Raw genomic sequence first — 25050 nt, forward strand, 5'->3', positions numbered from 1 at the left:
CCTTCGGGGCGGGGCGGGCGCTGGTAGGGCACGGCGGGCGCATGGCCGGCGTCGAGGGCGGCCAGGGCGTTTTTGGCGGCGGCGAGGCGCTCCAGGTGCTTGGGGTCTTTGGGGTCGGGGGCGTCGCGGCGGGGCTTGCCACCGTCGCGGCCGCCATCCCGGCCGCCTTCGCGGCGCGGGCCGCGTTCGCCTTCGGGGCGAGGACCACGGTCGCGGCCTCCACCGCCACCGCCGTGGCTACCCCGGGCCGGGCGGCCACCAATTTTACCACCCAAGCCGGCGAAGCGCTTGGGGTCGAACTCGGGAGCTTCGCCCAGGCCCAACTCTTCGGTGATTTTCTGCTTCTCGATGTCGCGCTCGATGAGGCGCTCGATTTTTACTACCCGGTCCTGGTCCTGGTCCGAGATGAAGGTGATGGCCGTGCCTTTGGTGGCGGCGCGGGCGGTGCGCCCAATGCGGTGCACGTAGTCTTCGGCGGCGCGGGGAATATCGTAGTTCACCACGTGGCTCAGCGAGTCGATGTCGATGCCGCGGCTGAGCACGTCGGTGGCTACCAGGATGGGGAACTGCTTGTTTTTGAAGGCGCGCATGATTTCTTCGCGCTCCTCCTGGGTGCGGTCGGAGCTGATGCCGCGGGCTTCGATGCCGAGCTTATTCACGGCCTTTACAATGCCGCCCACGGCTGCTTTTTGGCTGGTAAAGAGCACCATACTCTGCACATCCTGCGTCTTGATGATGTGCTCGAGCAGGTAGATTTTCTGGCGGTCGTAGGCCATGTAAAACTGCTGGTCGATGCCGGCGGCGGGCTTCGATACAGCCAACCGAATTTCGTCGGGCTGGTGGAGAATCTGCTGCGAAAACTCCCGGATTTTGCTGGGCATGGTGGCCGAGAACAGCAGCGTCTGCCGCTGCTTGGGCAGCTGGCGCACGATGTTCAAGATGTCATCCGAAAAGCCCATGTCCATCATTTTATCGGCCTCGTCGAGCACCAAATACTTGATTTGGTCAAACTTCACGTAGCCCATTTGCAGGTGGGCGATTAGGCGGCCGGGCGTGGCGATAATGATGTCGGCCCCGCTCGTGAGGGCGCGCTTCTGCTGCTCCCAGTTCTCGGATTTGCCGCCGCCGTAGATGGCGATGGAACTGGCTTCCACGTAGTAGCCGAAGCCCATCACCTGCTCGTCAATCTGGGTGGCCAGCTCGCGGGTGGGCACTAGAATGAGGGTGGTGGTGTGGCCGTGCTTGGCGTGCGAAATCTTGTCGAGCAGCGGCAGCAGGTAGGCGGCGGTTTTGCCAGTACCGGTCTGAGCGCAAGCAATTAAGTCCTTGCCCTCAATGATTTTGGGAATGGCCTGCTCCTGAATAGGGGTGGCCTGCTGGTAGTTCATGGCGTCGATGCCAGAAAGCAGGTCGTCGTGGAGGTTAAATTCGTGAAACGTCAAAGTTCAGCTGTTGAAAGTTGTTAAAGGGCTGACCTTGATGCCGTGGTCAGCAAACCGCTTGATTTGAGGTAAAGATACGGCAGGTCGGGCGGAGGTTCGGTAGGGCTGGGTTGATTGAAAAAGAACGTCATGCTGGGCGGAGTCGAAGCATCTCGCGTGCTTAACGCAAGCCAATCGTGTAACGAAGCGAGCAAGATGCCTCGGCTGCGCTCGGCATGACGTTCTTTTGTTGCTTCCAACATCCATCCCCCGCCCATGCCCACCCTCGACCGTTTCTCCACCCAGGCCGCCGACTACGCCCGCTACCGCATTGCCTACCCCGCCGAGCTCTACGACTGGCTGCTGCCGCAGGTGCCGGGCCGCGAGCGCGCTTGGGACTGTGCCACCGGCAACGGCCAGGTGGCGGCCGTGCTGGCCGAATCATTCGTGCGAGTTGACGCTACCGACCTCAGCGAAAACCAATTAGCTCAGGCCCCGGCGCGGCCCAACATCCACTACCAGCGGGCCACCGCCGAGCACACACCTTTCCCCGACCAGCGCTTCGACCTCATCACCGTGGCCCAGGCCGTGCACTGGTTCGATAGCGAAGCCTACCACCAGGAGGTGCGCCGCGTGGCCCGCCCCAGCGCGGTGCTGGCCGAGTGGGGCTACCAGCTGTGCCGCCTCGAAACACCCGAGTTGACCCAGGTGCTCGATGAGTTTCACGACGTGACCTCGGGCCCGTATTGGGACGCCAACCGCCGCCACATCGAAAACGAGTACGCCAATCTGCCTTTCCCCTTCGCCGATGTGCAGCAGGCCCGCTTTGCCGTGGTAAAGCACTGGACAGTAGAAGACATGCTGAATTATCTGCGCACCTGGTCGGCCACGGCCAACTATGCCCGGCAGCACGCCGGGGCCGATATGGTGGCCCTGGTGGCCGACGAGCTGAAGCGGCTGTGGGGGCCGCAGGCGCGTCCCGCCACGTTCCCGGTCTTTGCCCGGTCCGGGCGGGTAGAATAATTGGCCAGCCGCCACGTTGGCAAGCCAAATCAAGCCTTGCTTATGACCGTTCTGGCTACCCAATTGCGGGCCGTGGCCTTGTTCTACCGCAGTGTCGTGCCCTTCATGGCAGGCATTTCGGCCCTGATATTGTTGGCCGTGCTGCTGCCCGCATTGCGCGAGGGCTGGGGCCGCAGCTTGCTGCCGGCGCTGCTGCTCGTCAAGCTGGCTACTGCGCCGGTGGTGTGGTACCTGTCGGAGCAGCTGCGGCCGGGGCAGTATTGGTTCTATTTCAACTTGAATATTTCGCGTCGGCGATTGTGGGCTGGGGTGGTGGCGCTGGATGGCCTGCTGTTTCTGGGCAGCGCCTTGCTCATGCGGGCCGTGTTGTCATGAGCCAGTTAATTGATAATCCGGTCGGGGCGCAAGTACTGGAAGCGGATGGCATTCGCATCGGGTTTGGTGAGCGGCAAGTGCTGAACGATATCTACCTGCGCGTGCAAACCGGCCAGCTGGTGGGCCTGTTGGGCCGCAACGGCAGCGGGAAGTCAGTATTGCTCCAAACTATTTTCGGTGCCCGGGCCGTGGCCGATGCTTCGGTGCGCGTGAACGGCCGGCGCGTGGTACCGGCCTTTCGTCATCCCGGCCTGCTGAACTATCTGCCGCAGGAACCGCTGTTGCCGCCTTCGCTTTCATTGGTTCAGGCGGCTGATATGCTGGGCGTCGACCTCGTAAAAGCCACCGCTGGTTTTCCTGAGCTGCGCCCGCAGCTGGGTCGGCGGCTGGGCGAGTTGTCGGGAGGCTCGGGCCGGCTGGTGCAGGCGCTGCTGCTTTTGCATCAGCCTACCGCATTTTCCCTTTTCGATGAGCCATTTTCAGGGGTGATGCCGGTGCACGTCGAAGCCCTGGCCGAGGAAATGCAACACGTCAAGCACCGTAAAGGCCTGCTAATTACCGACCACCGCTATGCCGAAGTGCTGCCCATCTGCGACGTGGTGTACCTGCTGCACCAGGGCCGCCTGCTGCGGCTGGACGGCGACGTGCGCGAGCAGCTGCGCGATTATGGATATTTGGCGACTTGAGCCAATTTGTGACTCGGCGCGTAGCTTGCCGGTTTTCCAAGCAGTCTGAATATGTCGTTGCCGCTTCCCTTTGCCCATCTTCGCGTCCTCGAACTCGCCTCCGTGCTTGCCGGCCCGCAGGTGGGCCAGTTTTTTGCCGAGCTGGGAGCCGAAGTGCTGAAAATTGAAAGCCCGGCCGGCGACGTTACGCGCACCTGGAAAACCAGTGCCGAAACAGCTATTCCCAGCGCCGCTGCAGATGCTTCGGTTTCGGCCTACTTCGCCGCTTCCAACTGGGGCAAAAGCTCGCTGGTGCTCGACCTGACCACCGCCGCCGGCCAGGCTGATTTGCACCGCCTGGCCGCCCAAGCCGATATCGTGCTGGCCAGTTACAAGCCCGGCGACGCCGAAAAGCTGCGCGCCGACTACGCCACGCTGTCCGCCCAAAACCCGCGCCTGCTCTACGGCCACCTCACCGGCTACGGCCCTGCTAATACCCGCGCCGGCTACGATGCCGTGCTGCAGGCCGAAGCCGGCTTCATGTACCTCAACGCCCCCGGTCCCGGCCAGCCACCCCAGAAAATGCCGGTGGCCATGGTCGACCTGCTGGCCGCGCACCAGTTGAAAGAAGGCTTGCTAACGGCTCTGTTTCAGCGCGAAAAAACTGGAAGCGGGGCGCTGGTACAAGTCAGTCTGCTTGACAGTGCGCTCTCGGCCCTGGCCAACCAGGCGGCCACCTTCCTCGTCACGGGGCGCGACCCGCAGCCGCTCGGCTCGGGCCACCCCAGCATCGTGCCCTACGGCACCGTTTATCGCGCCGCCGACGGCCGGGCTATGGTGCTGGCCGTTGGCTCCGATGGGCAGTTCTGGCAGCTCTGTGTCGCGCTGGGGCGTCCGGAGTGGGCCACCGATGTTCGTTTCGCTACCAACCCGGCCCGCGTGGCGCACCGCCCCGAGCTGGAAGCCATGTTAACCGCGGCAATCGCCTCGGTGAGTGGCGACGAGCTGCTGGCCGAGCTGGAGCGCCGCGCCGTACCGGCCGGGGCCGTGCGCACAGTGGGAGAGGCCTTGCGCCATCCCTCGGCTCGGCCCATGCTGCTGCCGGGGGCCAGCCCCGGTATGCAGGGCCTGCGCACAGTGGCTTTCCGCAGCCCGCAATGGGCCGTAGCAAGCCAGCTGAGTACGCCCCCGGGCCTGGGAATGGCCGCAGTGGCCCCTTTTTCGCTGGGTCCATCGGCATTGGATGAAACTACCGCCCCATTTACTTGCGTACCACCTGCAACCTGAGTGGCTGCTAGTGGCCGCTCCTTATCGTGCTTTTTAATAGGTAATTTCCTGCCCCGTGTCGCGCTCATTCGTGGCTTATTCCCCCTTCGCATGGCTAAAACGTCCCCCAAAAAAAACGCCGCGCCCGCGCCGTTAGTCACTTCTGAACCAACAACTACGCCGAAGCCCGCACCCGCGTCAGCCCGCCGTAAAGCCGCGAAAACTTCTAAAGACAGTAAAGCAACGGCCGCCAAACCCAGCGCTCCACGGCCGACAGTGCCCGAAACCGGCCATACCGGGGCCACCGCCACCAACAACCACCCCACGGCCGCAGCCGGCTCGCCCACCGAAGCCCCGGCCGACCGCCTCAATCAGATTTTTGAGGGCCTCAAGCAGAAATCCAGCGCCAAGCAGGCCATCTACCGCAACACCCAAGCCGCGTTCGACTGCCTCCGGCTGGTATCGCAGGAGTTGGTGCTGGAGCTCAGCCGCAAGCTTACGCCCCTCGATTCGAGCGTGGTGATTGAGTACCGTTCCATCAACGACATGGAGTTTCACATCCGCTTTTCGGGCGATTTGCTGGTGTTTGTCATGCACTCCAACATCGTGACCTTTCCCGACGACTACGGTCCCATGCCCAGCAAATACGTCGAAGCCGACTTTCGTCGCCGCTTTTTCGGCCACATCATGGCCTACAACTTCATGGCCGACAGCATCAAATACCAGCGCCTGAACGACCCCGGCTACCTCGTGGGCCGTCTGCTTGTCAACATCAACAACCACTACTTCCTCGAAGGTGTGCAGCAGCTTGAGCTGCCCGATAACGACATGAGCGACAACCCGGTAACGCCCGAATCCATGCGCCTCTTCGTGGAAAGCGCCATGATTGCCGCCGTCAACAACGACCTTATTGCCCCGCCGCTGCCCGAAATCCAGCGAATATCGGTGAAGCAAAAGCTGGAAAACCAGCAGGTGAGCCGCGGCAGCAAGGTCGGCTTCAGCTTTTCGGCCCAGCAGGCGTTTTAGTCGAATAGCACTCGCCTGTCATTGCGAGCGCAGCGCGGCAATCCGTCCTGTTGAAGCGCGAAACCTTGGGATGTGATGCAGCCTTTTTGAAAGCAAAAAGCCCCGGCTCTTGATAGAGTCGGGGCTTTTCACATTTCGGGGTTTATCGCATTATACAGGACGGATTGCCGCGCTGTGCTACGCTCCCCTCGCAATGACAGACGAGAACCCTACCGCCCGTAGCCCACTTTCTGGCGCACTTTGGCCAGCACGCCCGCGCCGTACTCCTGTGCTCGCTTCGCGCCAATGGCCAGCGCCGCATCCAGCTCCGGCAGGTTGTTCATGTAGAAATCGAACCGCTCCCGCTCCACGGCAAAGCGGCGCAGAATCAGCTCGTACAGCTCTTTTTTGGCGTGGCCGTAGCCGTAGCCGCCAGCCAGGTAGTTGGCGCGCATCGTCTCCGTTTCGGCCGGCGTGGCCAGCAGTGAATAGAGCTTGAACGTCACGTCCGTATCCGGATTTTTGGGCGCTTCCAGCGGTGTGCTGTCCGAAATAATGGTTTTGATGGCCTTCAACAGGTCTTTCTCCGGCAGGAAAATGTCGATGATGTTGCCGTAGCTCTTGCTCATTTTCGCGCCATCGGTGCCGGGAATGGTCATCAACTGCTCGTCGGCGCGGGCCTTGGGCAGCACCAGCGTCTCGCCGTAGCGGTTGTTGAAGGCGCTGGCAATGTCGCGGGCAATTTCGAGGTGCTGAATCTGGTCTTTGCCCACGGGCACGATTTCGGCATCGTAGAGCAGGATATCGGCCGCCATCAGCACTGGGTAGGTGAAGAGGCCGGCGTTCACGTCCGACAGCTTGTCGCTCTTATCCTTGAAGCTGTGCGCGTTGGCCAGCATGGGGTAGGGCGTGAAGCAGCTCAGATACCAGGTCAACTCCGTTACCTGCGGCACGTCGGACTGCCGGTAGAACAGGTTTTTATCGGTATCGAAGCCGCAGGCCAGCCACGCGGCGGCCACAGCGTAGGTGTTGGCGCGCAACACCTCAGGGTCGCGCACGGTGGTGAGCGAGTGCAGGTCGGCGATGAAATACAGCGAGTCGTTGGTCGGGTTTTTCGACAGCTCGATGGCGGGCAAAATAGCTCCAAGCAGGTTGCCGAGGTGCGGCCGGCCGGTGCTCTGAATGCCGGTAAGGATGCGGGACATTTTTAGTAATTAAAGTTTTAATCGCACGCCTTGGTTGTAGGCGTGTACGGCGGCCACGAGCTGGGCCCGGCTGACCGCATTAGTAGCAAATTGGCGCTGTAGCACCGGGTCGGCCGGAAACAGGGCCGCCACGAAGCCGCCGGGCGCCAGTTTCGGGTCGAACCCCGGCGTGCGGCCGGGACTGTACGCAAAGAACGTACTCGTGCCGGCTTTGCGCAGCACCGGCAGCTTCACGTGAGCTTTAAAATTAGTACCCATCTCCACCTGGTAGTAGTAATAAAACAGCTCCACCGGCCCGGTTTCCAGGATTTCGAGTAGCGCGGGTTCCTTAAAATCCGCATCGGTGCCGCTAAGGAAACGGAAGTCGTTCACCCGCACAAACCGGTGGTTTTCCACGGTGAAAGCCGTGACTTCGGCGGCGCGGAACTTACGCTCTTTGCCGTTTTTTACGCCCACCATCATCGTGGGGCTGCCGTTTTCTGCCAAGGCCAGCTTCAGCGAAGCTTCGCCTTTGGAGCCGTTGGCCAGCTGGTAGGTGCCAGGGGCAAAATTGAACTGGGCGCGGGCCACGGCGGGCAGCAAAAGTGCCCCGGCCGCCAGCAGAAAATAGGAAAGTCGCATGGCGGTGAAAGGCCGACGGGCGAAGAAAAGTTACACGCTCACGTTTTCCACGGCTTCTTCCTGCAGCTCAACGGTTCCCTCTTTGCCTAAGTATTTGTCAATGAGAAAGTGCGACAGGTACAGCACCGGCGTTAGCAGAATAGCCGCCGCAAACTTGTACCAGTAGTTGGTATTGGCCACGCTGATAACCTGGTCGAAACTCCAGTTCCCAAATACGTAAAACGCCACGTACAGCACCACAAACGAATCAACCAGCTGCGAAACCAACGTTGACCCCGTGGCGCGTAGCCAGATGTAGCGCCCGCCCGTAGCCTTGCGCAGGGCCGTGAAAATGGTGGCATCAAGCACCTGCCCTACGGCAAATGCCGTGATGGACCCCGTGATGATGCCCAGCCCTTGTCGGAAGATGCTCTGGTAGGCGAAGTCGATATTGAAGGGGCGGCCGAGGCTGTCCGTCTTGTTCACGTCGAGCCAGAAGTCGGCCGGTGGCAGCTTGGTGGTGAGGTAGATAACCCCGAACGCAAACAGAATCAGCACCACCGTCAGGTAGCTGATGCGCAGCACGCCCGCCTTGCCAAAATACTCGTTGATGATGTCCGTGGTCACAAACACGACGGGCCAGATGAGCACGCCCGCCGTGAGATTGCCGGGCAGCCCCATGAGTTTATCGGCCGAGAAAATCTTGACGCCGATGATTTCGGCCAGCAGCGCATTTACCAGAAAAATCCCGCTGAGCACGAGGTAGAGCTGCTGCTTTTTATTGGCGAAGGTATTCATAGGAAGTTGGCTACAGGCTCACAACCAAGCCCTCCGTCGCCAGTTCGGCGGGGGGAAACACGGCCTGGGCCTCGTGCAGCAGCGGCTCCAGCGCCTTGTAGCGGCTGGAGAAATGGCCCAGCAACAAGCGTTTCGCGCCCGCATCGTGGGCAATGGAAGCGGCCTGGCGGGCGGTGCTGTGGTGGGTTTGGGCGGCCCGCTCCTGCAGGTCATCCAGAAAGGTCGCCTCGTGGTAAAGCAAATCGACGCCCTCGATGAGCGGTACCAGCGCGGGCGTGTAAAGCGTATCGGAGAAGAAGGCGTAGCGGCGTGGCGTGGGGGCGGGGCCGGCCACGTCGGCATGGCGCAGGCCGGGCTGCTGGTCGTCGGGTGGCAGGTCGTCGCCCTGGGCTAGGCGGGCCAGCTGGGCAGGGGTTAGGCCGGCCGGTAGCTTTTCTTTCAGCAGGTTGGCGCGGCGCGGCCTTTCCGAGAACAGGTAGCCGGCGCACGGCACGCGGTGGCGCATGGGCAGCGTGGCCACGGTCAGGTTTTCGTCTTCGTACACCACGGCGTGGGCTTCGGTGTTCACGGCCGTGAAATCCATGGCAAACCCCAGCTGCATATTCGACACCCGGGCCTGGGTCACCAGCACCTCATCGAGGCCGGGCGGGCCGATGATGGCCAGCGGCTGGGTGCGCCCCTGCAGATGCATGGTGCCCAGCAGCCCAAACAACCCAAAATAATGGTCGCCGTGCAGGTGCGAGATGAAGATGGCCCGGACGTGGTGTGGCCGCACGCGGTACTCCAGCATCTGCCACTGAGTGCCTTCGCCGCAATCTATCAGGTAATTCGATGCGCCAACGGTGAGCACCTGGGCCGTGGGGTGGCGCCCGGCCGTTGGCGTGGCCGAAGCCGAACCCAGAATCTTCAGCTCAAAAGTCATGCGTTGGGAAAGGGCTACAAGCCATAAGCTGCAAGCCGCAAGCCATTGTCCTGGCTAAAAGCAGAACAGCAGCTTGCGGCTTGCAGCTTATAGCGCGCGGCTAAAAAATTACTCTTTGTCGGTCAGGTCGCGCTCGATGGCGTGCAAAAACACGCGGTCGATGCCTTCTTCCACGGTGGGCAGAATGTGCAGCACAGACTCAAGCTTGCTGATGGTGATGAGTTTCAGCACGTGGTCTTGCAGGCCGGTGAGGACCAGCAGACCGCCCGTGGAGTTGCAAAGACGGTTGGCGATGAGGATGGAGCTGAGGCCCGACGAATCCGTGTACTTAACGTTCGTGAGGTCGAGTATCAGGTTGTTAATACCTTCAGCGTTGAGCTTCACAAACTCCGACTTAAGGTCGGGCGCGACGGTGGTGTCGAGCTTCTTCTCCTCAATCGTGATGATGGTGTAGCTATCTTTTTTATCAATCGTGTACTTCATACAACGTAAGCGAGGGAGGGTAAGAGAACGGCGAAGGTAAAGAAAAAACCTAAAATGTTCGGTGAAGTTTGGCTAATGTTTTGCGGGAATTCGCAACGCTGCGGCCGGACCGGCGAAAGTTAGCGATGCCCAGGTAGATTGCCAATCGGCGCGGGCGCGCAGCTTGGCGGGGGCGACGCTCATGTCCACGGCGGCCAGCAGGTAGGGGCCGGGTCCGGATAAGCGTAACAGAATACGGCCGTTTTGGTTGGCGCGGGTGTTGTAGTGCGTGGTGGGCAGGCCGCCGGGCTGGCGCTGCCACACCTGCACCGCTGCGCCAAACGCCGGCCGGCCGGCGCGTAGCACGCGCACGGTCAGGGCTTTATCAGCAGCCAGGCGGTAGGGGTTTTGCTCGGGTACCAGTTCCAAAGGCAGGCCGTAGATGTGGCGGCAGGCGCTGTCGGTAGCTGCCGCAGTAGCTGCGGCTTCGCCCACCTGGATGAGAGTTTTGGCGCAGCGGCGGTAGGTTTCGCGGCCAGGCTTGGCCATTTCTTCGTTTTCCTGGCGCAGCTTCAGGGCGTAGTCGAGGCCTTCCTCGCGCAGGTAGGCGGTGAACTGGTCGGCGGGCAGCTCGATGAAGGAATTGGTGGAGCGAAGCAGCACCACATGGGTGCCGGGCTGGGCAAAGGTAAAGCCGGTGCGGAAAGTGTCGGTTTCGGTGGGGTTTTGGGGCGTAAGGTCAGCCGAGTCGGTTCGGGTGGGGCTGAATCGGATGAGGCGTTGGATTTTGGTGGCTTTGGTGGTCCAGGGCTCTCCTTTGAAATCGGCCCCGATGAGGGTGTGCACGTTCACCGTTTCGCCCGGCTGCAGGCGGAAGCGCGGGGCTTCAAGCCAGAATTCGTGGGCGAGGGCGGCCGTGGCAAGTAAGCCTCCTATTGCTGCCAATACAATTGTTCGGATATGCATTCGCTAAGCAGGGTAGGGAGGTGATGTCAACCGGTTTTGCAAGCTGCGGGGCAGGTTCGCTACCAACATAGCATTGGGAGGGAAACTACGCTGCAGTGCAATGTTCTCCTCTTGGTGCAATTGCTTCAGCTTTGTTTCTGAAACATCCAGAATATGGTGATATTCAATATTATTGAAGCTGTAAACGTAGTGCGCCTTGTACTCCTGCTCTTCGTCATGGACAAGTGCTTTCGTCTTAATCTGGGTCCGAACAGCAGGTGCCACGAAAGCATCCTCTGCAATTGCGATAACCTGTCTGCAATAGGAACCGCTTTTATAAACCCAGGCCAAACCGCTTATCGCACATCCGAGCACGGGTAGCAATGTCCATAGCATGTAAGGCGCATTCGAAGTGCTGAGAATACGTGAATGATTGGGTTGGGCGCTCACGTATTCGATTTGAACAACAGTGCCCGGGCGGACATTTTGCGAGCTTGAATACGAATGGTTTTTATACAGATGGCCAGCGAGGTTGAATGTGTAATCGATTTCCCAGATGCGGTCTTCGTCCTCACTTTCAGTGTAATCGGTGGAGCTGGCGCTGACTATGGTGCCGGATGCTTGCGCAATTGGTTGGGTGATAAACCACGCACTCTCAAAGTCAACGGTCGGCAGGAAATTCGTCATTAATACCAACCCAACCGCGCAAAACAGCAGCCCAAGTAGGAAATTGGTGTTGCCGAAGTAGATACGGAGCTTGTCGCCCAAAGTCAGTAACATGAATTTCAGGGCTTACTTAGCGATTCTGTTACTGCCGCTCAAGCGCCAAGGCATAAGCCCGGTCGTAGTACACGCGTAGGTTTTTCCAGTCGAAGAGTTCGGCGGAGCTTTCCACTGCGTTGCGCTGCATGATGCGGTCGCGGCGGTTGAGCTGCACGAATTGCCAGAGCATGTCGCACAATTCCTCGGCCGATTCGTCGAAGGATTTTTCCTGCCGATGTACCACGAAAATGCCCTTGCCTTCGGGGTCGGGCACGTTTTGCAGGGCGTAGTCGCCGAATCCTGACAGGTCGGAGGTGATGGCGGGAACGCCGCGGGCCACGCATTCGAGCGGGGTGTAGCCCCACGGCTCGTAGTAGCTCGGGAACACGCCCATGTGGCAGCCGCGCACAAACTGGCCGTACTCCATGCCCAGCAGGGGCGAGGCGGGCGACACGAAATCGGGGTGGTACACCATCTTCACCCGGTCGTGCTTGTGGTTGAGCAGCTTGGAGCGGCGCAGGTAGTTCAGGATGTCGTCGTCGGCATCGTTCACCAGGTTGTGGGTGATGACCGGGGGCAGGGCGTTGGTTTTCCAGCTCTGGAGTTGGCGGCGGTAGCGCAGCTTCCAATAGTCGTCCACCATCGCGCCGAGCTCGGGTAGCTTGTGGTCCTGGCTGGCGGCGGCGGCGTAGAACAGGCGCTCGCCCACTTGGCGCTCGATGGCTTTGCAGGTTTCGTGCACCTCGTCGAGCATGGCGCGGCGCTCCAGTACCTGCGGGTTGATGCTGGTGAAGGGCCGCTTGGTGATGAAAAACATCACCACCTGGGTTTCCAGGCCGCTTTGCTGAAGGCGGTAGTTAAGGCGGGCCAGGGCTTCGAGGGTCAGGTCAAAGCCTTTGTTGTGGTACTCGTAGCGGCCCGAGGTAAAGAAATACAGCGTCTTGTCCAGGTCGAAGGCATACGACTGGAAGAAGTGCGCCATCACGAATTCGTGGATTTTGGCCTTGTACTGCTGGTGCAGGTTCTGGAACTCGTGTAGGGCCACGAAGCGCTCGATGTTGAGACCGTTGGGCAGCACCGCGTCCGGAATTCTATCCAGCAGGTAGATGCACTCGCGCACCGTCAGCTCGCTCACGGTGGTGAAGACGTGGCTGCCGTGGGCGGCGGCGCGCTCCATGCGCACGGCCGGCTCGATGTTGAAGTGTTTGGCCTCCTGCTCCCAGTTCACCCACATGAGGTGGTCATAGAAAGCAGGGTCGTTCATGGCCAGGTAGCGGCCCAGCAGCGTGGCGTGGGTGGTGAAGAGCAGGTGCGCGGGCACTTGCAGGCGGCGTAGCTCCGGGATAGCCACGCCGGTCATCCACTCATGGAAATGGCCCAATAGGCGTTGCCCGGCCGGTTTTTGGGCGGCCAGGTGCTGGAAGAAAACGGTGGTGAGGTGCCCAAAGGCCACGACCTGGTGCAGTAAGTCGTCGTTGTTGGGGGCCGGGATGCCGTGGCGGCTCCAGAGGTCAGTTTTGAGCTGGCCCAGCCGGTCATATGCCTGAAACGGGTTGATGAGCACCACCCGGGGCCGGCCGGTGATGAGCCAGGTCCCAATCTGCACGTCGTAGCCCTGGGCGCGCATGGTGCGCACGGCGGCCATATAGGGGTCGGCGCCGGTGTGCACGGTCAGGTCGTCGTAGGGCTCAAACTCGCCCTGGGCCATGTTGGGAAAGTAGGGGCCCAGCAGGCAGTACCGGTCGCCCCAGGCGGGCACAGTGGCCGGCACCTTGCTGCGAATCACGGTGTAGATGCCGCCCACCTGGTTGCACACTTCCCAGGCCACTTCAACCAGCAGCGAATCGGGAAACAGGACGTCGGAAGTGTCGGGGGCGTGGGGGGTGGGCTGCGTAGGCATAAGGAAGGGGCCGGGCGGGAAAAAGAACGTGGCGAAAGGTAAGCCGATTGGGGCTTAGTTGGCACCCGGGGGCACATTTTTTCAAATCAGCGGATGGCGGGCGCCAGGGCAAGGGCGGGAGGGCTTGGTTGCTAGGTTTGCGCAACCTCCAGCACCCCGGGAATCGTTATTTTGGCTGGCATTATGCCGGTGCGCGCAAAATCGGCCCAGAGCTGCCGCAACTGCCGGCCCGCCGCGTCAAATTCCTCCCAATTGGCCTGGCCCAGCAGCGGAGTGGCAGCCCAGCTGGCCTGCGTGCCCAACAGCAGCGGCAAGTCGACGACGTGCGCGGCTCCGAACGGACTGCCAGGTGGCTGGTACGTGAGCAAAAACCGGTAGGCCCGGCCGCCGGCCCGGACCTGCTGCTCGGCAAAAGCCCGCGCCGGGTCCAGGTAAATGCGGCGGGAGGTCGCCTCGGTGAGCAGGCGCACCAGCCGCCCACCCGCCAGCGGCAGGCGTTGCAACCAATTGAAAGTAGGGTCTATAACGGCAAAAAACCGGGTTTCTTCGGCCGTAGCCCCAATGAGAACATCGATGTGCGGGGCCACGGCGGCCCAGCTCGCCTCGATTTCGGTTTCGGGCGGCAGGGGGGCGGCACCGTATTGCGGGCCGAAGGGCATGCCGCTTTTCAAACCCTGCCAGCGGGCGGCTTTCACCACGGCGCTTTCGCGGGCCAGTACTTCATCGGTGGAAGCGGTGGTGGGGATTTCGCCCACGGCCTGGCTCATGGCGCGCAGCATGCGCTGGCGGCCCCGGGTGAGGCCCAGTGGCGCGCTGTGCAGCATCACGCGGCGGAACAGGCCCGGGGCCTCGGGCACCAGCATGAGCTGGGCAATGGCATCGGCCCCCGAGGAATGGCCGAACATAGTGACCAGTGCCGGGTCGCCGCCGAACGCGGCGATGTTGCGCTGCACCCAGCGCAGGGCTTCCAGCAAATCGAGCAGGCCAAGATTGGGCGGCGTGCTGCCGCTGCCTAGAAACCCGAACAGCCCCAGCCGGTAGGTAACGGCCACAAACACCACCCGTTGCTCGGCTACCCAAACAGCCGGGTCATAAATCGCCAAATCGCCCGCGCCCGACACGTAGGAGCCACCGTGCACCCACACGATGACGGGCAACGTTTCACCGGCCCGGTAGTCGGCAGGCCGCGTGATGGACAGGCGCAGGCAGTCTTCGTCGAAGCGGAGGGCGGCGAACAGCTCACCCAGCACCTGGTCTACGCGCGGGTCGGCGAGCTGGGGGCAGGCTGGTGCGGGCGCGGTAGCGTAGATGGGCACGGTGGCCGGCGGCTGAGATTCCGGCGGGCAAAACCGGGCGGCCAGGGCGTAGCGAATGCCCGTGGCGCGCACTACCGGCCCATCAACCCGGCCGATAATAAGACCGGCCGGGGTGTGGAAATGTGGTGCGGTAGAGGCGGGTTGCAAAGGGATGCTTGGTAATGGTTTGGATTTAAAAGGCAGTCATGCAGGGTGCAGCGAAGCATGACTGCCTTTTAATTTTTTGAGAAGAAGCCCTTAGTGCAGCGCCCGCTTCTTGATGATGCCGCCCTGCGCATCATCGATGCGGTACTGCACAATGAAGGCATTGGGGTCGACTTCCTGCACAGCGGTGCGCAGGGCGGGCAGCTCCAGGCGGGTGACTACTGTGAACACGATGTCGCGCTCCAGGCCCAGCTCGCCGCGCTTGCCGTAGCCAGATTTGCCCTGGTACATCGTCACGCCCCGGCCCAGCTTCTCGGTGATGACTTTGCGCACGGCGTCGCTGTACTCCGACACGATGGTGACGCCGGTGTACTGCTCGATGCCGTTGAGCACGAACTCGAGCACGCGGGCGGCAGCGAAGTACGTCAGCATCGAGTACAGGGCCGGCTCGGTGCCCAGCACCAGAACGGCCACGCCGAAGATGATGACGTTGAGAATCAGAATCAAGTCGCTCACCTTGAGCAGCACCAGGTAGCGGCTCACGAGCAGGGCCGCGATTTCGGTGCCGTCGAGCACGGCCCCGCCGCGCATGGCCAGCCCGATACCGGCCCCAATGAACACCCCGCCAAATACGGCCGTGAGCAGCAGGTCGTGGGTCACATCGGGGAAGGGTACGAAGGCCAGCATCAGCGCCAGCCCGCCAATGCCCAACGCGCTGCGCAGGGCAAACCGACGGCCCAGCTGTTTATACCCCAGGGCAATGAAAGGCAAGTTGATAATGAGAATGAACACCGAAAGCGGCAGCCGGAAACCCGTGGCCAGCAGCATCGAAACGCCCGTAACGCCGCCGTCGATGAAGTGGCTGGACAGCAGAAATGATTTCAGGCCAAACGCGGCGGACACGACGCCCGCGATGATGAACGCCGCGTTGGTCAGCTCCGAGTTGGGGCGGTTGATGGTTTTGGCGGAGGTAGGAGTATCCATGCGGGTGCGTTAGGTGAATCCCGATATATCGGGAGCAATCGATAATGACAAAGAACGTCATGCTGAGTGCAGCCGAAGCATCTCTCCCGCGTAACTAATTGATTTTAGTATGGCGGGAAAGGTGCTTAGGTTGCCTCGGCATGACGTTCTTCGACAGCAGAATAAGGGCAAGCAGGGGCTACCCCTCCTGCGACAATATCAGCACCGCATACGGCGCAATGGCGATGCTGCCGTGCCAGCCAAAGCCGTCGTATTCGCCTTCTGCGGCATCGATGCCAAAGCTTTCCATGTCGCCAAACTCGCCGTCGTAGCCCTTCCAGTCGCTGTTGAAGCGCACCTGCCAGTGGCCCGGGCCGGGCAAGCCGATGGTGTAAGCCTCGTGGGCCTGGTTGGCGAAGCTGGCCAGTACCACGGTGGTATCGCCGGGGCCACCCTCGCCGGCCTGCCGGCCGAAGGCCACCAGCTTGTCGTTGTTGTTGACGTGAAAAACCTTGGTATGTTGGCCGCCCAGGCCACGCGTGGTGCCGTGCAGGTTGCGGCGCAGGGCAATGAGGTCGCGGTAGAGGTGCACCAGCCCGCCGCGCTCCTGCAGGCGCTGCCACTGCACGGGCTCGGTGTCGACGAAGGCACCGTCGGCCAGCATCTCCTGGCCCTGGAAGAGCATGGGGATGCCGGGGGCCGTCATCACCAAGGCCGCGCCCAGGGTGGTGCGCTTCTTGGCGAACCAGTGGTCGGCCGCGCCGGGCATGATTTCCTCGGCCACGCGGCTCTTGCCGTTGGCCACTTCGTCGTGGCTTTCGGTGTAGATGACGCGGCGGAAAGCGTTGTCGTTGTAGAGCTGCGTCAGGGCCTGGGCAACGGCATTCATGTCGCGGTCGGCGTCGTTGGGCGTGGTCAGCGCGTCGCGGATGGGGTACACGAACGAGCCGTCCCACTGCGAGTCGAAGCCCTGGCCGCCGTTGGCGGGGGCTTCGGTGATGGCGGCGTTGCCGCGCAGGTCCTCGGCGATGGTGATTTTCCAGGGCATCGTCTTATCGATTTCCTCGTTAATCCAGCGCATCAGGCTCCAGCCGTCGGGCAGGTCGTCGCCGGGGGCTTCCTCGCCCTTCACGTTGCGGATGAAGGCAATGGCATCGGCGCGCAGGCCGTCGCAGCGGTACTCGTTCAGCCACATCAGGGCGTTGTCGCGGATGTACTGGCGCACTTCGGGGCGGCCGTAGTCGGGACGGTTGTCGCCCCAGGGCGTTTTGGCGCGCCAGTCGTTGTAGAAGTAAATGCCGCCGCCGTCGTTCTCGCTCCAGCCGTCAAACTGCCACAGGTCGAGGTCGCCGGGGCCGAAGTGGTTGTACACCACATCCAGCACCACCGCAATGCCGTGCTGGTGGGCCGCCTTCACCATTTCCTTGAAGGCCACCGGCCCGCCGTAGTCGCTTTCGAGCGCAAACGGGTTGGCCGGATTGTAGCCCCACGAGCGGCTGCCCGGAAACTCCGTAGCCGGCAGCAATTCGATGCAATTGATGCCCAAATCGCGCAAATACGGCAGCTTTTCGGCCACGCTCATAAACGTGCCTACGTTTTCGGCATCGGGGGCATTGAAGGTGCCCACGTGCAGCTCGTAAATCACCAGCTCGTTCCAAGCCGGCATCTGGAAATTGTCGTCGCCCCAGTCGAAATTGGGGTCGTGCACCACCGACGAGCCGGCCGAATTCGTGACCTGGCGGGCGTAGGGGTCGTTGCGGTCGAAGGTCTGGTCGCCGTTGGTAAGGTGGAATTTGTATTCGTCACCCACCTTGGCTGCGGCCACATCCACGGCCCAATAGCCGTTTTCTTCGGCTTGCATCGGGCTTTTTTCGGCCTGCCAGTCATTGAACGTGCCGATGACGGAAACCGAATTAGCGTGGGGGGCCCACACCCGGAAGGTGGTACCGGCCGTGTGGGGCACGGCCCCCATGCCGGGCTGTAGCGTGGCGCTGGGCGCGGGTTGCGGCGCTTTGGCCGTGGGCGAATTGGAAGAAGCTTTCGAGGCAGTTTTAGCGCGGGAAGCGGGTTTGGAAGCGGAAGCGTTGGGCATTGAAAAAAAGGCGTCCCCACCGCCCGGGCAGCCGAAAATGCGGCCGGTACGCGGCGGTAGGTACCCCCGGCATACGTAACGGTTGTGTTTTTGGCCACATCCAAGCTGCCCGGGCGCAGAACCCCGCTGGCCCTCACCTAAATTAAGCCGGTGCTATATTTCAACCAGAAAAATATTTTGCCGACTTTCCAGCCATGGACACTGCCGCCGCACCCGCCGCCGAGGGCCGCACCACCCTCTACCACCGCCGCCACGCCTGGCAACAGCGCGCCAAAACCCTGGGCCACGTGGGGCCGGCCCTGGTGCTACTCTTCGCCGTGCAACCGGTGCTGGCGGGGGAGGAGGCCTTCACGCCCCTCGTGGTGCTAGAGTTTGCCGTGGGCGCCGCCTACCTCGTGCTCATGGTGCGCGAGCTGTTGCACCTGCGCCACAACCCGTTCCACCAGGAGCGGGTAGCGTGGCTAGAGCTGGCATCGGCCGCCATTCTAGCCATCGAAAGCTACCACATCTGGCACCGCCACCACGCCGCCGACCTGGCCCGGGGCGTGCACCGGCTGCACATGCTGCCCTGGATTTACGCGGCCTTGGCCGTGGTGTACGTGGTGCTGGCCTTCCGGATGAAGCAGATGGCCGGCCGCCGCTTCCTGCACCTGCGCCCCGAGGGCTTTGCCACCCGCACCAAGCCCCTGGGCCGCGCCCACGAGTTGCGCTGGGCCGACCTGGCCGCCGCCGAGCCCGCCGGCCCCGCCGACGTGCTGTTGCACCGCCACGACGGCCAGACCCACCGCATCTCTTTTGCCGACCTGCACGACGGCCCGGCGCACCGCGACCGCCTGCTGGCCCACGCCGCCCAGGCGCTGGCTCCCGCCCCGGAAGGCGCATAAGTGTCCTGCGCGGGCAACTTTAGCCCCCAGTTTGGGGTTTTCAGGGTAATCTTTGCCCCCGATTTATTGCCCCCATGCCCCGTCCCAAACCCGTTGTTTTTGGCCTCTACGGCTGGACGCCCGACTACGGCTTCCGCTACATTCACCCCGCCAACCGCCGCGCCTTCGAGCTGCTGGAGCCCGTGGGCAAGCTCTTCGAAAAAATTGCCGAGGACGACGAAGGCGAGTGGATAACCCTGCGCTACGACGAGCAGCAGTTCTTGGTGCGCCCCGAGCTGTTCAAGGAAATTTACCACAAGCCCAAGTTCAGCTTTGGCGATGCCGTGGAAGAAACCACGCCCCAGCCCGGCCAGTACCGTCACTTCGGCCACGTCTCCGACGTGTTCTGGAGCGAGGCCACCGATACCGCCACCTACCAGATTGTGGAGCGCAAGCGCAAGCTGCCGCGCGTGTTTGCGGCGAGTGAACTGCGGGCGGACTAGGGATAGGGTAGGAGGGTGTGAGGTTGGGAGGAAGAGAGTAAACGGGTGCGAATGGACAAGGCAACCGTCTGGGGCGAGTGTGCTTGCTCTCCTACCATCTTGCCCTCATACCCTCCTACCCTAAAATCACACCCCCGCCGCGATGCCCACTACCACTGCCACGGCCCCCAGCGCAAACAGCGCCGCCCACAGCGGCGCGGCAAACCGAATCCAGTGCTCGAACCGCACGCCCGTGGCCGCCAGCATGGCCATCAGGGTGCCATTGGTGGGCGAGATGAGCTCACACAGCCCCGCGCCGTACTGAAACGCCAGCACCGTGACCTGCCGCGACAGTCCCAGAATATCGGACAGCGGCACCAGCAGCGGCATGGTGAGCGTGGCCTGCCCGCTGCCGCTCGGCACGGGCAGGTGGAGCAGGGTTTGCACGCCCATCATGCCCAGGGCGGCCAGCGCCACGGGCAGGTGCCCCAGCGGCGCGGCCAGCCCCTGCACGATGGTGTCGACGATGTGGCCCTGCTCCAGCACCACGAAAATGGCCCGGGCAAACCCCACCAGCATGGCCGAAAATGCAATGTCGCGGAAGCCCGCGATGAAGCCCTCGGCCGTGCCCGTGAGGCCGCGCCCGCCCACCAGCCCCGCCACCACGCCCAGCCCCAGAAACAGGGCCGACATCTGCTCGAACTCCCAGTGCAGCTGCACCACGCCGTAGGCAAACACAGCAAACGCGCCCAGCATAAGCAGCAGCACCAGGCCGGGGCGGGCGCTGCTGGCGATGGGGCCGGCGGCCGCTTCGTTGGCATCGAGGCTGAGGTCGGGGGACAAGCGGTGGCGCACGGCGTGGCGCGTGGTGGCCCACAGCCACAGCCCCACCGCCACCAGCAAAAAGCCCATTCGAAACGCCCCGCCCGAGAGCAGTGGCAGCTGCGCCAGCTTCTGGGCAATGCCCACCTGAAACGGATTTATTGGGCTAAAGGAAGCGCCCACGAAGGCCGCCCCCACGCTGGCCGCCACGGCCGTGAGCACGGGGTAGCCCAGCCGCCGCATCAGCACCAGCAGCACCGGCACGAGCGGAATTATCTCCTCGCCCATGTTCTCCAGCGCGCCCATGGTGGCGAACAGCGTGCCCACCAGCGGAATGACGAGCACCTCGCGGCCGTGGGCGCGGCGCAGCAGCCAATCCACTCCGAAGCGCAGCGCCCCGGTCTGGTCCACCACCGTGAAGGCCCCGCCGGCCAGAAAAATCAGGAATACTACGGCGGCCGCATCGGCCAGGCCTTTGGGCACGTCCACCAGCACATCGAGCGGGCTCACGGGGGTGGCGGGCACGGCGTGGTAGGAGCCGGCCACCACCACCTGCCGCCCGGTCACGGCGTCGAGGTGGCGCGTGAATTCGCCGGCCGGCAGCACGTAGCTCAGCGCCGCCGCCAGGATAATAAAACCAACAATGAGCACCAGCGGATGCGGAAAACGAAAACGATTCATGCCGCAAAGTTGGGCCCTGGGAACTTAGGGCCGTGGGGACTTGGTCTAACTTGCGGCGCTGAGATGAGGCGTCCGGCCGCGCAATGGCACGAAAGCAGCCAGAGGGACAAAAAGCCAAAGCCCTAAGTCCCCAAGTTCCTAAGTCTCCCTGAATGACCATCACCGCCTTCAAAGCCCTGCACCAGCGCTGCCAGACCGAGCACCTCGCCCAGCACGGCACCCCCCTGGCCGAGCGCCAGGAGGATAGTTTTGACCTGACGCTCTACGCCGTGGAAGGCTTTTACGCCGAAACCTGGCGCAGCCGGGGCGAAGAGCAAATCCTCTTCATCCACGTGTTTCAGAAGCCCGCCGGGCTGGGCGAATACCTGGCCCGGGTGCAACTGCCCGCCAACCTGTAAAGTCCTTGCGCCGCCCCGGCACTACCGCCGTTGAGCAAACAAGAGGCTGGATGAGACAAACCCTACTGCTGTTAATTCTGGTGTTGCTGACGACGCTAAACCGCCCCAGCTACGCCCAAACCGTCCCCGCCTCGCGCCCGCCCGAAGCCTTCGGTTACCGCCGCCTTGTAGTGATGTTTGGGCGCGACAGTGTGCAGGTGCTGCTGCTCTCGAAACCTGGCGAGGAGAAGCTGAAGAAGCCGCTGCTGCTCTGGGAGCAGGGCTCCATCCCTACGCCGCTGCTGCTCTACGATGCGCACGGGCCCTACTCGCCATTCGGATTTCACCCCAAAAAGGTGCTGGAGAGTTGCCACATCGCCATCATCAGCAAGCCCGGTATTCCGCTCACCTTCGACGTGACAGGGCAGGACCCCAATGTTATTTTCCAGCGGCGCCAGCCGTCGGCCTACTATTGCGCCCGCAACTACCTCGACTACTACGTGCGGCGCGACGAGGCCGTGCTCCGCTTCATCAAGAAGCAGCCTTGGGTTGATGCGCAGCGCGTGGTCATCGGCGGGCATTCGCAGGGCACGTCGGTGGTGGCGCACCTGGCCGCCGTGCCGGGCCTGGTGAGCCGGGCCGTGTACCTGAGCGGCAACCCGCTGGGCCGCAACATGTCAATGCTGGCCCAGGCCCGGCAGGCGGCCGATACCACCGCCGCGGGCTGGATTTTTCGCCGCTGGCAAACCGTAGTGGCCGACCCCACTGTTGCTGACTGCAAGGGCGACGACCCGCGCAACGCCTACGGCTTCGGCGCCTCCGAAATGCCCGAGCTGCTGCGCACGAAAGTGCCCGTGTTCATCGGCTTCGGCACGCTCGACCAAGGCGTGGCCGGCGACGACTACCTGCGCTTGGAAACCATCCGGCAGCACCGCACCAACTTCACCTTCCGCGAATACCCCGGGCGCGAGCACAACTTTTTCGGCGTGAAAAACGGCCAGCCCGACTACGACGATTTCCACTGGGACCAGGTGGGGGAGGACTTCCTCCGCTGGGCGGGGCTGTGGCCGCAGTAGTGCCGGCGCTGGTTCCTATTCTTCGAGCCGGTCCACGTCGGTGAGCTGGCCTTTGTTGTGCATGATTTGCAGGTCAAGCACGGTGAGCGACTCGGTTTCTTTGCTGTATTTCTCGGGCGCGTTGAGCTCGTTGATGGGCGACCGGTCGTCGATTTCGTATTCGTTGGCCGCCACCTCCACGGTATTGCCTTTGGCGCTCATTACCTTCAGCAGCGAGTATTTGGTGCTGTCGCCCATCGAGTGAATGGTGTAGATGTCGCCGGCATGCGGGGCGGCTAAGTAGGCGAGGCGGTCGCGCTCGTGGTAGCGGCCGGCAATGGATGCCCCGGCCAGGCCCAGCACCAGCACGCCCACGCCGGCCCAGTTCCAGAGCGGGAAGCGGGTGCTTTTCTTCAGGGTGCGCACGGCAGGGTGCAGCTCGGCGGGCAGGGTTTTTTCTTCCCAGCCCTGCTGGCAATGCTCGCACAGGGCCACTGCTGACTTGCTGAACGGGAAGAACGGAATCCAGTAAACGTGGGCGTAGCGGCTGTACACGCTGGCCTTCAGCGCATCGGGGGTGGCGCAGGCCGGGCAGCTGGAGCCAGCGGGGAGGGGGGCGGTGCGCAGGTGCGCGCCCTTGAAGCCGTAGATAATCATGCGGGGTCAACGGTAGCGACGATAGCGCTTGGGAAAGGTGAAGCCACAAAATAAGGCAATGATTTGCAAAAGGAAAATGGGTGGCTAATGCGAAATTCCTAAGGGCAAAATCCACCGGTAATAGCAGTAGCGGCGCTACCTTGCCGGGCATGAACCGCCTGCTCCCGCTCGCCTTTGCCCTGCTCAAGTTTGCCTCCGGCTATTTCCTCACCAGCCCGCAGTACGACCTGCACCGCGACGAATACCTGTACCTGAACCAGGGCCGGCACCTGGCCTGGGGCTACCTGGAAGTGCCCCCGCTAATGGCCGCGCAGGGCTGGATGAGCATGGCCCTGGGCGGCAGCTTTTTCTGGGTGAAGTTCTGGCCATTTTTGTGGGGCGCGGCCACGCTCTATTTGGTAATGCGACTGGCGCAGCGACTGGGCGGCGGCTGGTTTGCCACGGCGCTGGCGGGCACCTGCTACCTGGGCACGGCCTTTGCGCGGCTCAACCTGCTGTTTCAGCCCAACTCATTCGAAGTGTTTGGTTTCTTGTTCTGCCTGTATGGGCTGGCGCGCTACGTGCAAACGGAGCGGCCACGCTTCCTATACTGGCTGGGCCTGGGGCTGGGCTTGGGCCTGCTAAACAAGTACACCACGCTGTTTTTCATTGCGGCGCTGGGCGGGGCGCTGCTGCTCACGCCCTGGCGGCGCCTGCTGGGGCAGCGGGATTTCTGGGGCGCGGCGGGGCTGGCGCTGCTGCTGTGGCTGCCCAATGTGGCCTGGCAAATCCGGCACGGCGTTCCGTTCCTACACCACATGCAGCTGCTGCACGACACGCAGCTGGTGCACGTGGAAGCAGCTGCTTTCTGGAAAATGCAGTTGCTGATGTGCATCGGGGCCGTGTGGGTGTGGATGCCGGGCCTGCTGGCCCTGCTGCAGGGCCGCGCCCTGCAGCCCTACCGAGTGGTGGGGCTGGTGGTGGTGTTTGGCATCGGCCTGCAGGCGCTGCTGCACGGCAAGGATTACTACACGCTTGGGTATTATCCGGTGTTGTTCAGCTTTGGGGCCTGGTGGTGGGAGCAGCGGTTGCGGCCATTCGCGCGGCCGAGTCGGCCCAGCGCTTTGGCCTGGCGGCCGGTGGTGCAGGTGGCGCTGCTGAGCCTGCCGCTGCTGCTGATGCCACTCATGCTGCCGTTCATCTACTCACTGCGGCCGCCGGCGGCCATGGCGGCCCTGCGCCCCCGGTACGCTCCCCTGGGCCTCTACCGCTGGGAAGACGGCCACGACCACGCCCTGCCCCAGGACTACGCCGACATGCGCGGCTGGCGCGAAATGGCCGACAAGACCTGGGCCGCCTACCAAAGCCTGCCCGATTCGGTGCGCGCCCACACCCTCATCAAGTGCGATAACTACGGACAGGCCAGCGCCCTCAACTACTACAACGCCCACCGACCCATGCCGCCGGCGCAGAGCTTCAACGGCAGCTTTCTGTACTGGTACCCGGTGCGAGAGGACTGGCAGGCGGTTATCCTGGTGGACGATGAGCCCGACGCGGAGCTGATTTCCCATTTCGCCAGCTGCCGCGCATTCGGCCGCGTGGAGGACCCTTATGCTCGCGAAAAAGGTGCCGTCATCACGGTTGGGATAAAGCCGGACCGCGCGATAATCAGCCGGGCCAACGGCGAGCACCGCGCCGCCCTGGCCGAGTGGGAAGGCCCTGCCCGGCCCCGCTAAGAAGCAAACGGAAATTCGGCCAGGCTTTCCCACGGGCCGCCCCGGTAGGCCCACAGGTGCAGACCGGTCCCCACGGTTTGAAAAGGGGTAAAATCGGCCTGCAATTCGGCCAGGAGCACGCGGGCTTCGGTGGGGTCCACCTTGTTTTGGATAGTGACGTGGGGCTGAAGTTTCTGCTGGTCCTGGGGCGTGAGGTGCGGGGCAAACTCGGCTTGCAGCCGGCGGTGCAGGGCACGCAGCTCGTCGTTTTCGAGGGTGAAGGCCACGCCCCGGCCCAGCGAGCGCAGGCCCGTGACCGATAGCGGAAGAGGCCGCTGGCTGGCCGCGATGGCTTTTAATTGCGCCTGCACGGCGGCCCGCTCTGCGCCGGGCAGGTGATGAAACAGCGTGAGGTGGGCCGCGAGGTAGTTGATTTTGGGCGGGAAGTTCCGGCGGCGCAAGTCGTTGAAGTAAGCCTGCGCGTCGGCATCGAGCGCGAGGGTGAGAATGAGCGGAGCGGGAATGGAATCGGGCATAAAAGACGGGAGGCGTAGC

25 protein-coding genes are annotated in these 25050 nt (G+C 62.8%); 10 read left to right on the top strand and 15 right to left on the bottom strand.

Annotated elements, in window-relative coordinates; all coding sequences use genetic code 11:
* Positions 1-1442: DEAD/DEAH box helicase (locus I7X13_RS00005; RefSeq protein WP_394368572.1), on the bottom strand; the 1442-nt coding region annotated here is incomplete at its 3' end.
* Between the two features lie 255 nt (positions 1443-1697).
* Between I7X13_RS00005 and I7X13_RS00010 the strand changes: the two genes are divergently transcribed.
* The 5 genes from I7X13_RS00010 (at position 1698) to I7X13_RS00030 (ending at position 5776) form a co-directional block, all read left to right on the top strand.
* A complete protein-coding gene (locus I7X13_RS00010; RefSeq protein WP_198073877.1) occupies positions 1698-2444 on the top strand; it encodes a class I SAM-dependent methyltransferase in 747 nt (248 codons plus the stop codon).
* 42 nt (positions 2445-2486) lie between these two features.
* The gene (locus tag I7X13_RS00015) at positions 2487-2819 is read left to right on the top strand and encodes a hypothetical protein (protein WP_198073878.1); all 333 of its coding nucleotides are present in this window, start codon (positions 2487-2489) and stop codon (positions 2817-2819) included.
* Positions 2816-3505, top strand: a complete 690-nt coding sequence (locus tag I7X13_RS00020; protein WP_198073879.1) for an ATP-binding cassette domain-containing protein — start codon at positions 2816-2818, stop codon at positions 3503-3505. Before I7X13_RS00015 ends, I7X13_RS00020 begins: the two co-directional genes overlap by 4 nt.
* A gap of 51 nt (positions 3506-3556) precedes the next feature.
* Positions 3557-4771, top strand: a complete 1215-nt coding sequence (locus tag I7X13_RS00025; RefSeq protein ID WP_198073880.1) for a CaiB/BaiF CoA transferase family protein — start codon at positions 3557-3559, stop codon at positions 4769-4771.
* Between the two features lie 255 nt (positions 4772-5026).
* Entirely contained in the window at positions 5027-5776 is a 750-nt protein-coding gene (locus tag I7X13_RS00030) for a hypothetical protein (protein WP_211532109.1), read from the top strand.
* A 209-nt stretch (positions 5777-5985) separates the two neighbouring features.
* On the opposite strand, the gene trpS is transcribed toward I7X13_RS00030, so the two are convergent.
* The 11 genes from trpS to I7X13_RS00085 form a co-directional block, all read right to left on the bottom strand.
* Positions 5986-6960, bottom strand: coding sequence for a tryptophan--tRNA ligase (gene trpS, locus I7X13_RS00035; protein WP_198073881.1), 975 nt, complete (start codon positions 6958-6960; stop codon positions 5986-5988).
* Positions 6961-6969: 9 nt separating this feature from the next.
* Positions 6970-7581, bottom strand: a complete 612-nt coding sequence (locus I7X13_RS00040; protein ID WP_198073882.1) for a hypothetical protein — start codon at positions 7579-7581, stop codon at positions 6970-6972.
* Positions 7582-7611: 30 nt separating this feature from the next.
* The gene (locus tag I7X13_RS00045; protein ID WP_198073883.1) at positions 7612-8358 is read right to left on the bottom strand and encodes a queuosine precursor transporter; all 747 of its coding nucleotides are present in this window, start codon (positions 8356-8358) and stop codon (positions 7612-7614) included.
* A 10-nt stretch (positions 8359-8368) separates the two neighbouring features.
* A complete protein-coding gene (locus I7X13_RS00050; protein ID WP_198073884.1) occupies positions 8369-9280 on the bottom strand; it encodes a ribonuclease Z in 912 nt (303 codons plus the stop codon).
* A 108-nt stretch (positions 9281-9388) separates the two neighbouring features.
* Positions 9389-9763 carry an STAS domain-containing protein gene (locus tag I7X13_RS00055; protein WP_168675310.1) on the bottom strand — a complete coding sequence of 125 codons (375 nt, stop codon included), beginning with the start codon at positions 9761-9763 and terminating at the stop codon, positions 9389-9391.
* A gap of 72 nt (positions 9764-9835) precedes the next feature.
* Positions 9836-10708, bottom strand: coding sequence for a DUF4198 domain-containing protein (locus I7X13_RS00060; protein WP_198073885.1), 873 nt, complete (start codon positions 10706-10708; stop codon positions 9836-9838).
* Between the two features lie 3 nt (positions 10709-10711).
* The gene (locus tag I7X13_RS00065) at positions 10712-11467 is read right to left on the bottom strand and encodes a DUF3592 domain-containing protein (RefSeq protein ID WP_213018996.1); all 756 of its coding nucleotides are present in this window, start codon (positions 11465-11467) and stop codon (positions 10712-10714) included.
* Between the two features lie 28 nt (positions 11468-11495).
* Positions 11496-13349 (bottom strand): glycosyltransferase, encoded by a 1854-nt coding sequence (locus I7X13_RS00070; protein WP_198070132.1) that lies wholly within the window; start codon positions 13347-13349, stop codon positions 11496-11498.
* A 131-nt stretch (positions 13350-13480) separates the two neighbouring features.
* Positions 13481-14812, bottom strand: coding sequence for a carboxylesterase family protein (locus I7X13_RS00075; protein WP_198073887.1), 1332 nt, complete (start codon positions 14810-14812; stop codon positions 13481-13483).
* A 90-nt stretch (positions 14813-14902) separates the two neighbouring features.
* Positions 14903-15793 (bottom strand): YitT family protein, encoded by an 891-nt coding sequence (locus I7X13_RS00080; RefSeq protein ID WP_198073888.1) that lies wholly within the window; start codon positions 15791-15793, stop codon positions 14903-14905.
* Between the two features lie 178 nt (positions 15794-15971).
* Positions 15972-17864, bottom strand: a complete 1893-nt coding sequence (locus I7X13_RS00085; RefSeq protein ID WP_233454618.1) for an alpha-amylase family glycosyl hydrolase — start codon at positions 17862-17864, stop codon at positions 15972-15974.
* A 194-nt stretch (positions 17865-18058) separates the two neighbouring features.
* Between I7X13_RS00085 and I7X13_RS00090 the strand changes: the two genes are divergently transcribed.
* Entirely contained in the window at positions 18059-18748 is a 690-nt protein-coding gene (locus tag I7X13_RS00090; RefSeq protein WP_198073889.1) for a hypothetical protein, read from the top strand.
* Positions 18749-18822: 74 nt separating this feature from the next.
* Entirely contained in the window at positions 18823-19230 is a 408-nt protein-coding gene (locus tag I7X13_RS00095; protein WP_198070136.1) for a DUF6960 family protein, read from the top strand.
* Between the two features lie 126 nt (positions 19231-19356).
* Here the strand turns inward: I7X13_RS00095 and I7X13_RS00100 are convergent, their stop codons facing one another.
* Positions 19357-20712 carry a YfcC family protein gene (locus tag I7X13_RS00100; protein ID WP_198073890.1) on the bottom strand — a complete coding sequence of 452 codons (1356 nt, stop codon included), beginning with the start codon at positions 20710-20712 and terminating at the stop codon, positions 19357-19359.
* Positions 20713-20864: 152 nt separating this feature from the next.
* Between I7X13_RS00100 and I7X13_RS00105 the strand changes: the two genes are divergently transcribed.
* Both I7X13_RS00105 and I7X13_RS00110 read left to right on the top strand, forming a co-directional pair.
* The gene (locus tag I7X13_RS00105) at positions 20865-21110 is read left to right on the top strand and encodes a hypothetical protein (RefSeq protein ID WP_198073891.1); all 246 of its coding nucleotides are present in this window, start codon (positions 20865-20867) and stop codon (positions 21108-21110) included.
* Between the two features lie 50 nt (positions 21111-21160).
* Positions 21161-22165 (top strand): alpha/beta hydrolase family protein, encoded by a 1005-nt coding sequence (locus I7X13_RS00110; RefSeq protein ID WP_198073892.1) that lies wholly within the window; start codon positions 21161-21163, stop codon positions 22163-22165.
* A 15-nt stretch (positions 22166-22180) separates the two neighbouring features.
* Here I7X13_RS00110 and I7X13_RS00115 read toward each other — a convergent pair whose 3' ends face one another.
* On the bottom strand, positions 22181-22801 hold the full coding sequence (locus I7X13_RS00115) for a hypothetical protein (RefSeq protein WP_198073893.1): 621 nt from the start codon (positions 22799-22801) through the stop codon (positions 22181-22183).
* Positions 22802-22950: 149 nt separating this feature from the next.
* Between I7X13_RS00115 and I7X13_RS00120 the strand changes: the two genes are divergently transcribed.
* Entirely contained in the window at positions 22951-24516 is a 1566-nt protein-coding gene (locus I7X13_RS00120) for an ArnT family glycosyltransferase (RefSeq protein ID WP_198073894.1), read from the top strand.
* Here I7X13_RS00120 and I7X13_RS00125 read toward each other — a convergent pair.
* Positions 24513-25031: a 2'-5' RNA ligase family protein gene (locus tag I7X13_RS00125; RefSeq protein WP_198073895.1), complete on the bottom strand. Its 519-nt coding sequence runs from the start codon at positions 25029-25031 to the stop codon at positions 24513-24515. The two genes, I7X13_RS00120 and I7X13_RS00125, sit on opposite strands and share 4 nt — an antisense overlap.
* Between the last annotated feature and the right edge of the window lie 19 nt (positions 25032-25050).

It is taken from the genome of Hymenobacter negativus (genome assembly GCF_016056375.1).
GTDB classification, from domain to species: domain Bacteria; phylum Bacteroidota; class Bacteroidia; order Cytophagales; family Hymenobacteraceae; genus Hymenobacter; species Hymenobacter negativus_A.

What these genes read in the sequence shown, in the direction of transcription:
- I7X13_RS00010 (WP_198073877.1), top strand. Translation starts at nt 1,698, where the DNA reads ATGCCCACCCTCGACCGTTTCTCCACCCAGGCCGCCGACTACGCCCGC.
- I7X13_RS00015 (WP_198073878.1), top strand. Translation starts at nt 2,487, where the DNA reads ATGACCGTTCTGGCTACCCAATTGCGGGCCGTGGCCTTGTTCTACCGC.
- I7X13_RS00020 (WP_198073879.1), top strand. Translation starts at nt 2,816, where the DNA reads ATGAGCCAGTTAATTGATAATCCGGTCGGGGCGCAAGTACTGGAAGCG.
- I7X13_RS00025 (WP_198073880.1), top strand. Translation starts at nt 3,557, where the DNA reads ATGTCGTTGCCGCTTCCCTTTGCCCATCTTCGCGTCCTCGAACTCGCC.
- trpS (WP_198073881.1), bottom strand. Translation starts at nt 6,960, where the DNA reads ATGTCCCGCATCCTTACCGGCATTCAGAGCACCGGCCGGCCGCACCTC.
- I7X13_RS00040 (WP_198073882.1), bottom strand. Translation starts at nt 7,581, where the DNA reads ATGCGACTTTCCTATTTTCTGCTGGCGGCCGGGGCACTTTTGCTGCCC.
- I7X13_RS00045 (WP_198073883.1), bottom strand. Translation starts at nt 8,358, where the DNA reads ATGAATACCTTCGCCAATAAAAAGCAGCAGCTCTACCTCGTGCTCAGC.
- I7X13_RS00050 (WP_198073884.1), bottom strand. Translation starts at nt 9,280, where the DNA reads ATGACTTTTGAGCTGAAGATTCTGGGTTCGGCTTCGGCCACGCCAACG.
- I7X13_RS00055 (WP_168675310.1), bottom strand. Translation starts at nt 9,763, where the DNA reads ATGAAGTACACGATTGATAAAAAAGATAGCTACACCATCATCACGATT.
- I7X13_RS00060 (WP_198073885.1), bottom strand. Translation starts at nt 10,708, where the DNA reads ATGCATATCCGAACAATTGTATTGGCAGCAATAGGAGGCTTACTTGCC.
- I7X13_RS00065 (WP_213018996.1), bottom strand. Translation starts at nt 11,467, where the DNA reads ATGTTACTGACTTTGGGCGACAAGCTCCGTATCTACTTCGGCAACACC.
- I7X13_RS00070 (WP_198070132.1), bottom strand. Translation starts at nt 13,349, where the DNA reads ATGCCTACGCAGCCCACCCCCCACGCCCCCGACACTTCCGACGTCCTG.
- I7X13_RS00080 (WP_198073888.1), bottom strand. Translation starts at nt 15,793, where the DNA reads ATGGATACTCCTACCTCCGCCAAAACCATCAACCGCCCCAACTCGGAG.
- I7X13_RS00085 (WP_233454618.1), bottom strand. Translation starts at nt 17,864, where the DNA reads ATGCCCAACGCTTCCGCTTCCAAACCCGCTTCCCGCGCTAAAACTGCC.
- I7X13_RS00090 (WP_198073889.1), top strand. Translation starts at nt 18,059, where the DNA reads ATGGACACTGCCGCCGCACCCGCCGCCGAGGGCCGCACCACCCTCTAC.
- I7X13_RS00095 (WP_198070136.1), top strand. Translation starts at nt 18,823, where the DNA reads ATGCCCCGTCCCAAACCCGTTGTTTTTGGCCTCTACGGCTGGACGCCC.
- I7X13_RS00100 (WP_198073890.1), bottom strand. Translation starts at nt 20,712, where the DNA reads ATGAATCGTTTTCGTTTTCCGCATCCGCTGGTGCTCATTGTTGGTTTT.
- I7X13_RS00105 (WP_198073891.1), top strand. Translation starts at nt 20,865, where the DNA reads ATGACCATCACCGCCTTCAAAGCCCTGCACCAGCGCTGCCAGACCGAG.
- I7X13_RS00110 (WP_198073892.1), top strand. Translation starts at nt 21,161, where the DNA reads ATGAGACAAACCCTACTGCTGTTAATTCTGGTGTTGCTGACGACGCTA.
- I7X13_RS00115 (WP_198073893.1), bottom strand. Translation starts at nt 22,801, where the DNA reads ATGATTATCTACGGCTTCAAGGGCGCGCACCTGCGCACCGCCCCCCTC.
- I7X13_RS00120 (WP_198073894.1), top strand. Translation starts at nt 22,951, where the DNA reads ATGAACCGCCTGCTCCCGCTCGCCTTTGCCCTGCTCAAGTTTGCCTCC.
- I7X13_RS00125 (WP_198073895.1), bottom strand. Translation starts at nt 25,031, where the DNA reads ATGCCCGATTCCATTCCCGCTCCGCTCATTCTCACCCTCGCGCTCGAT.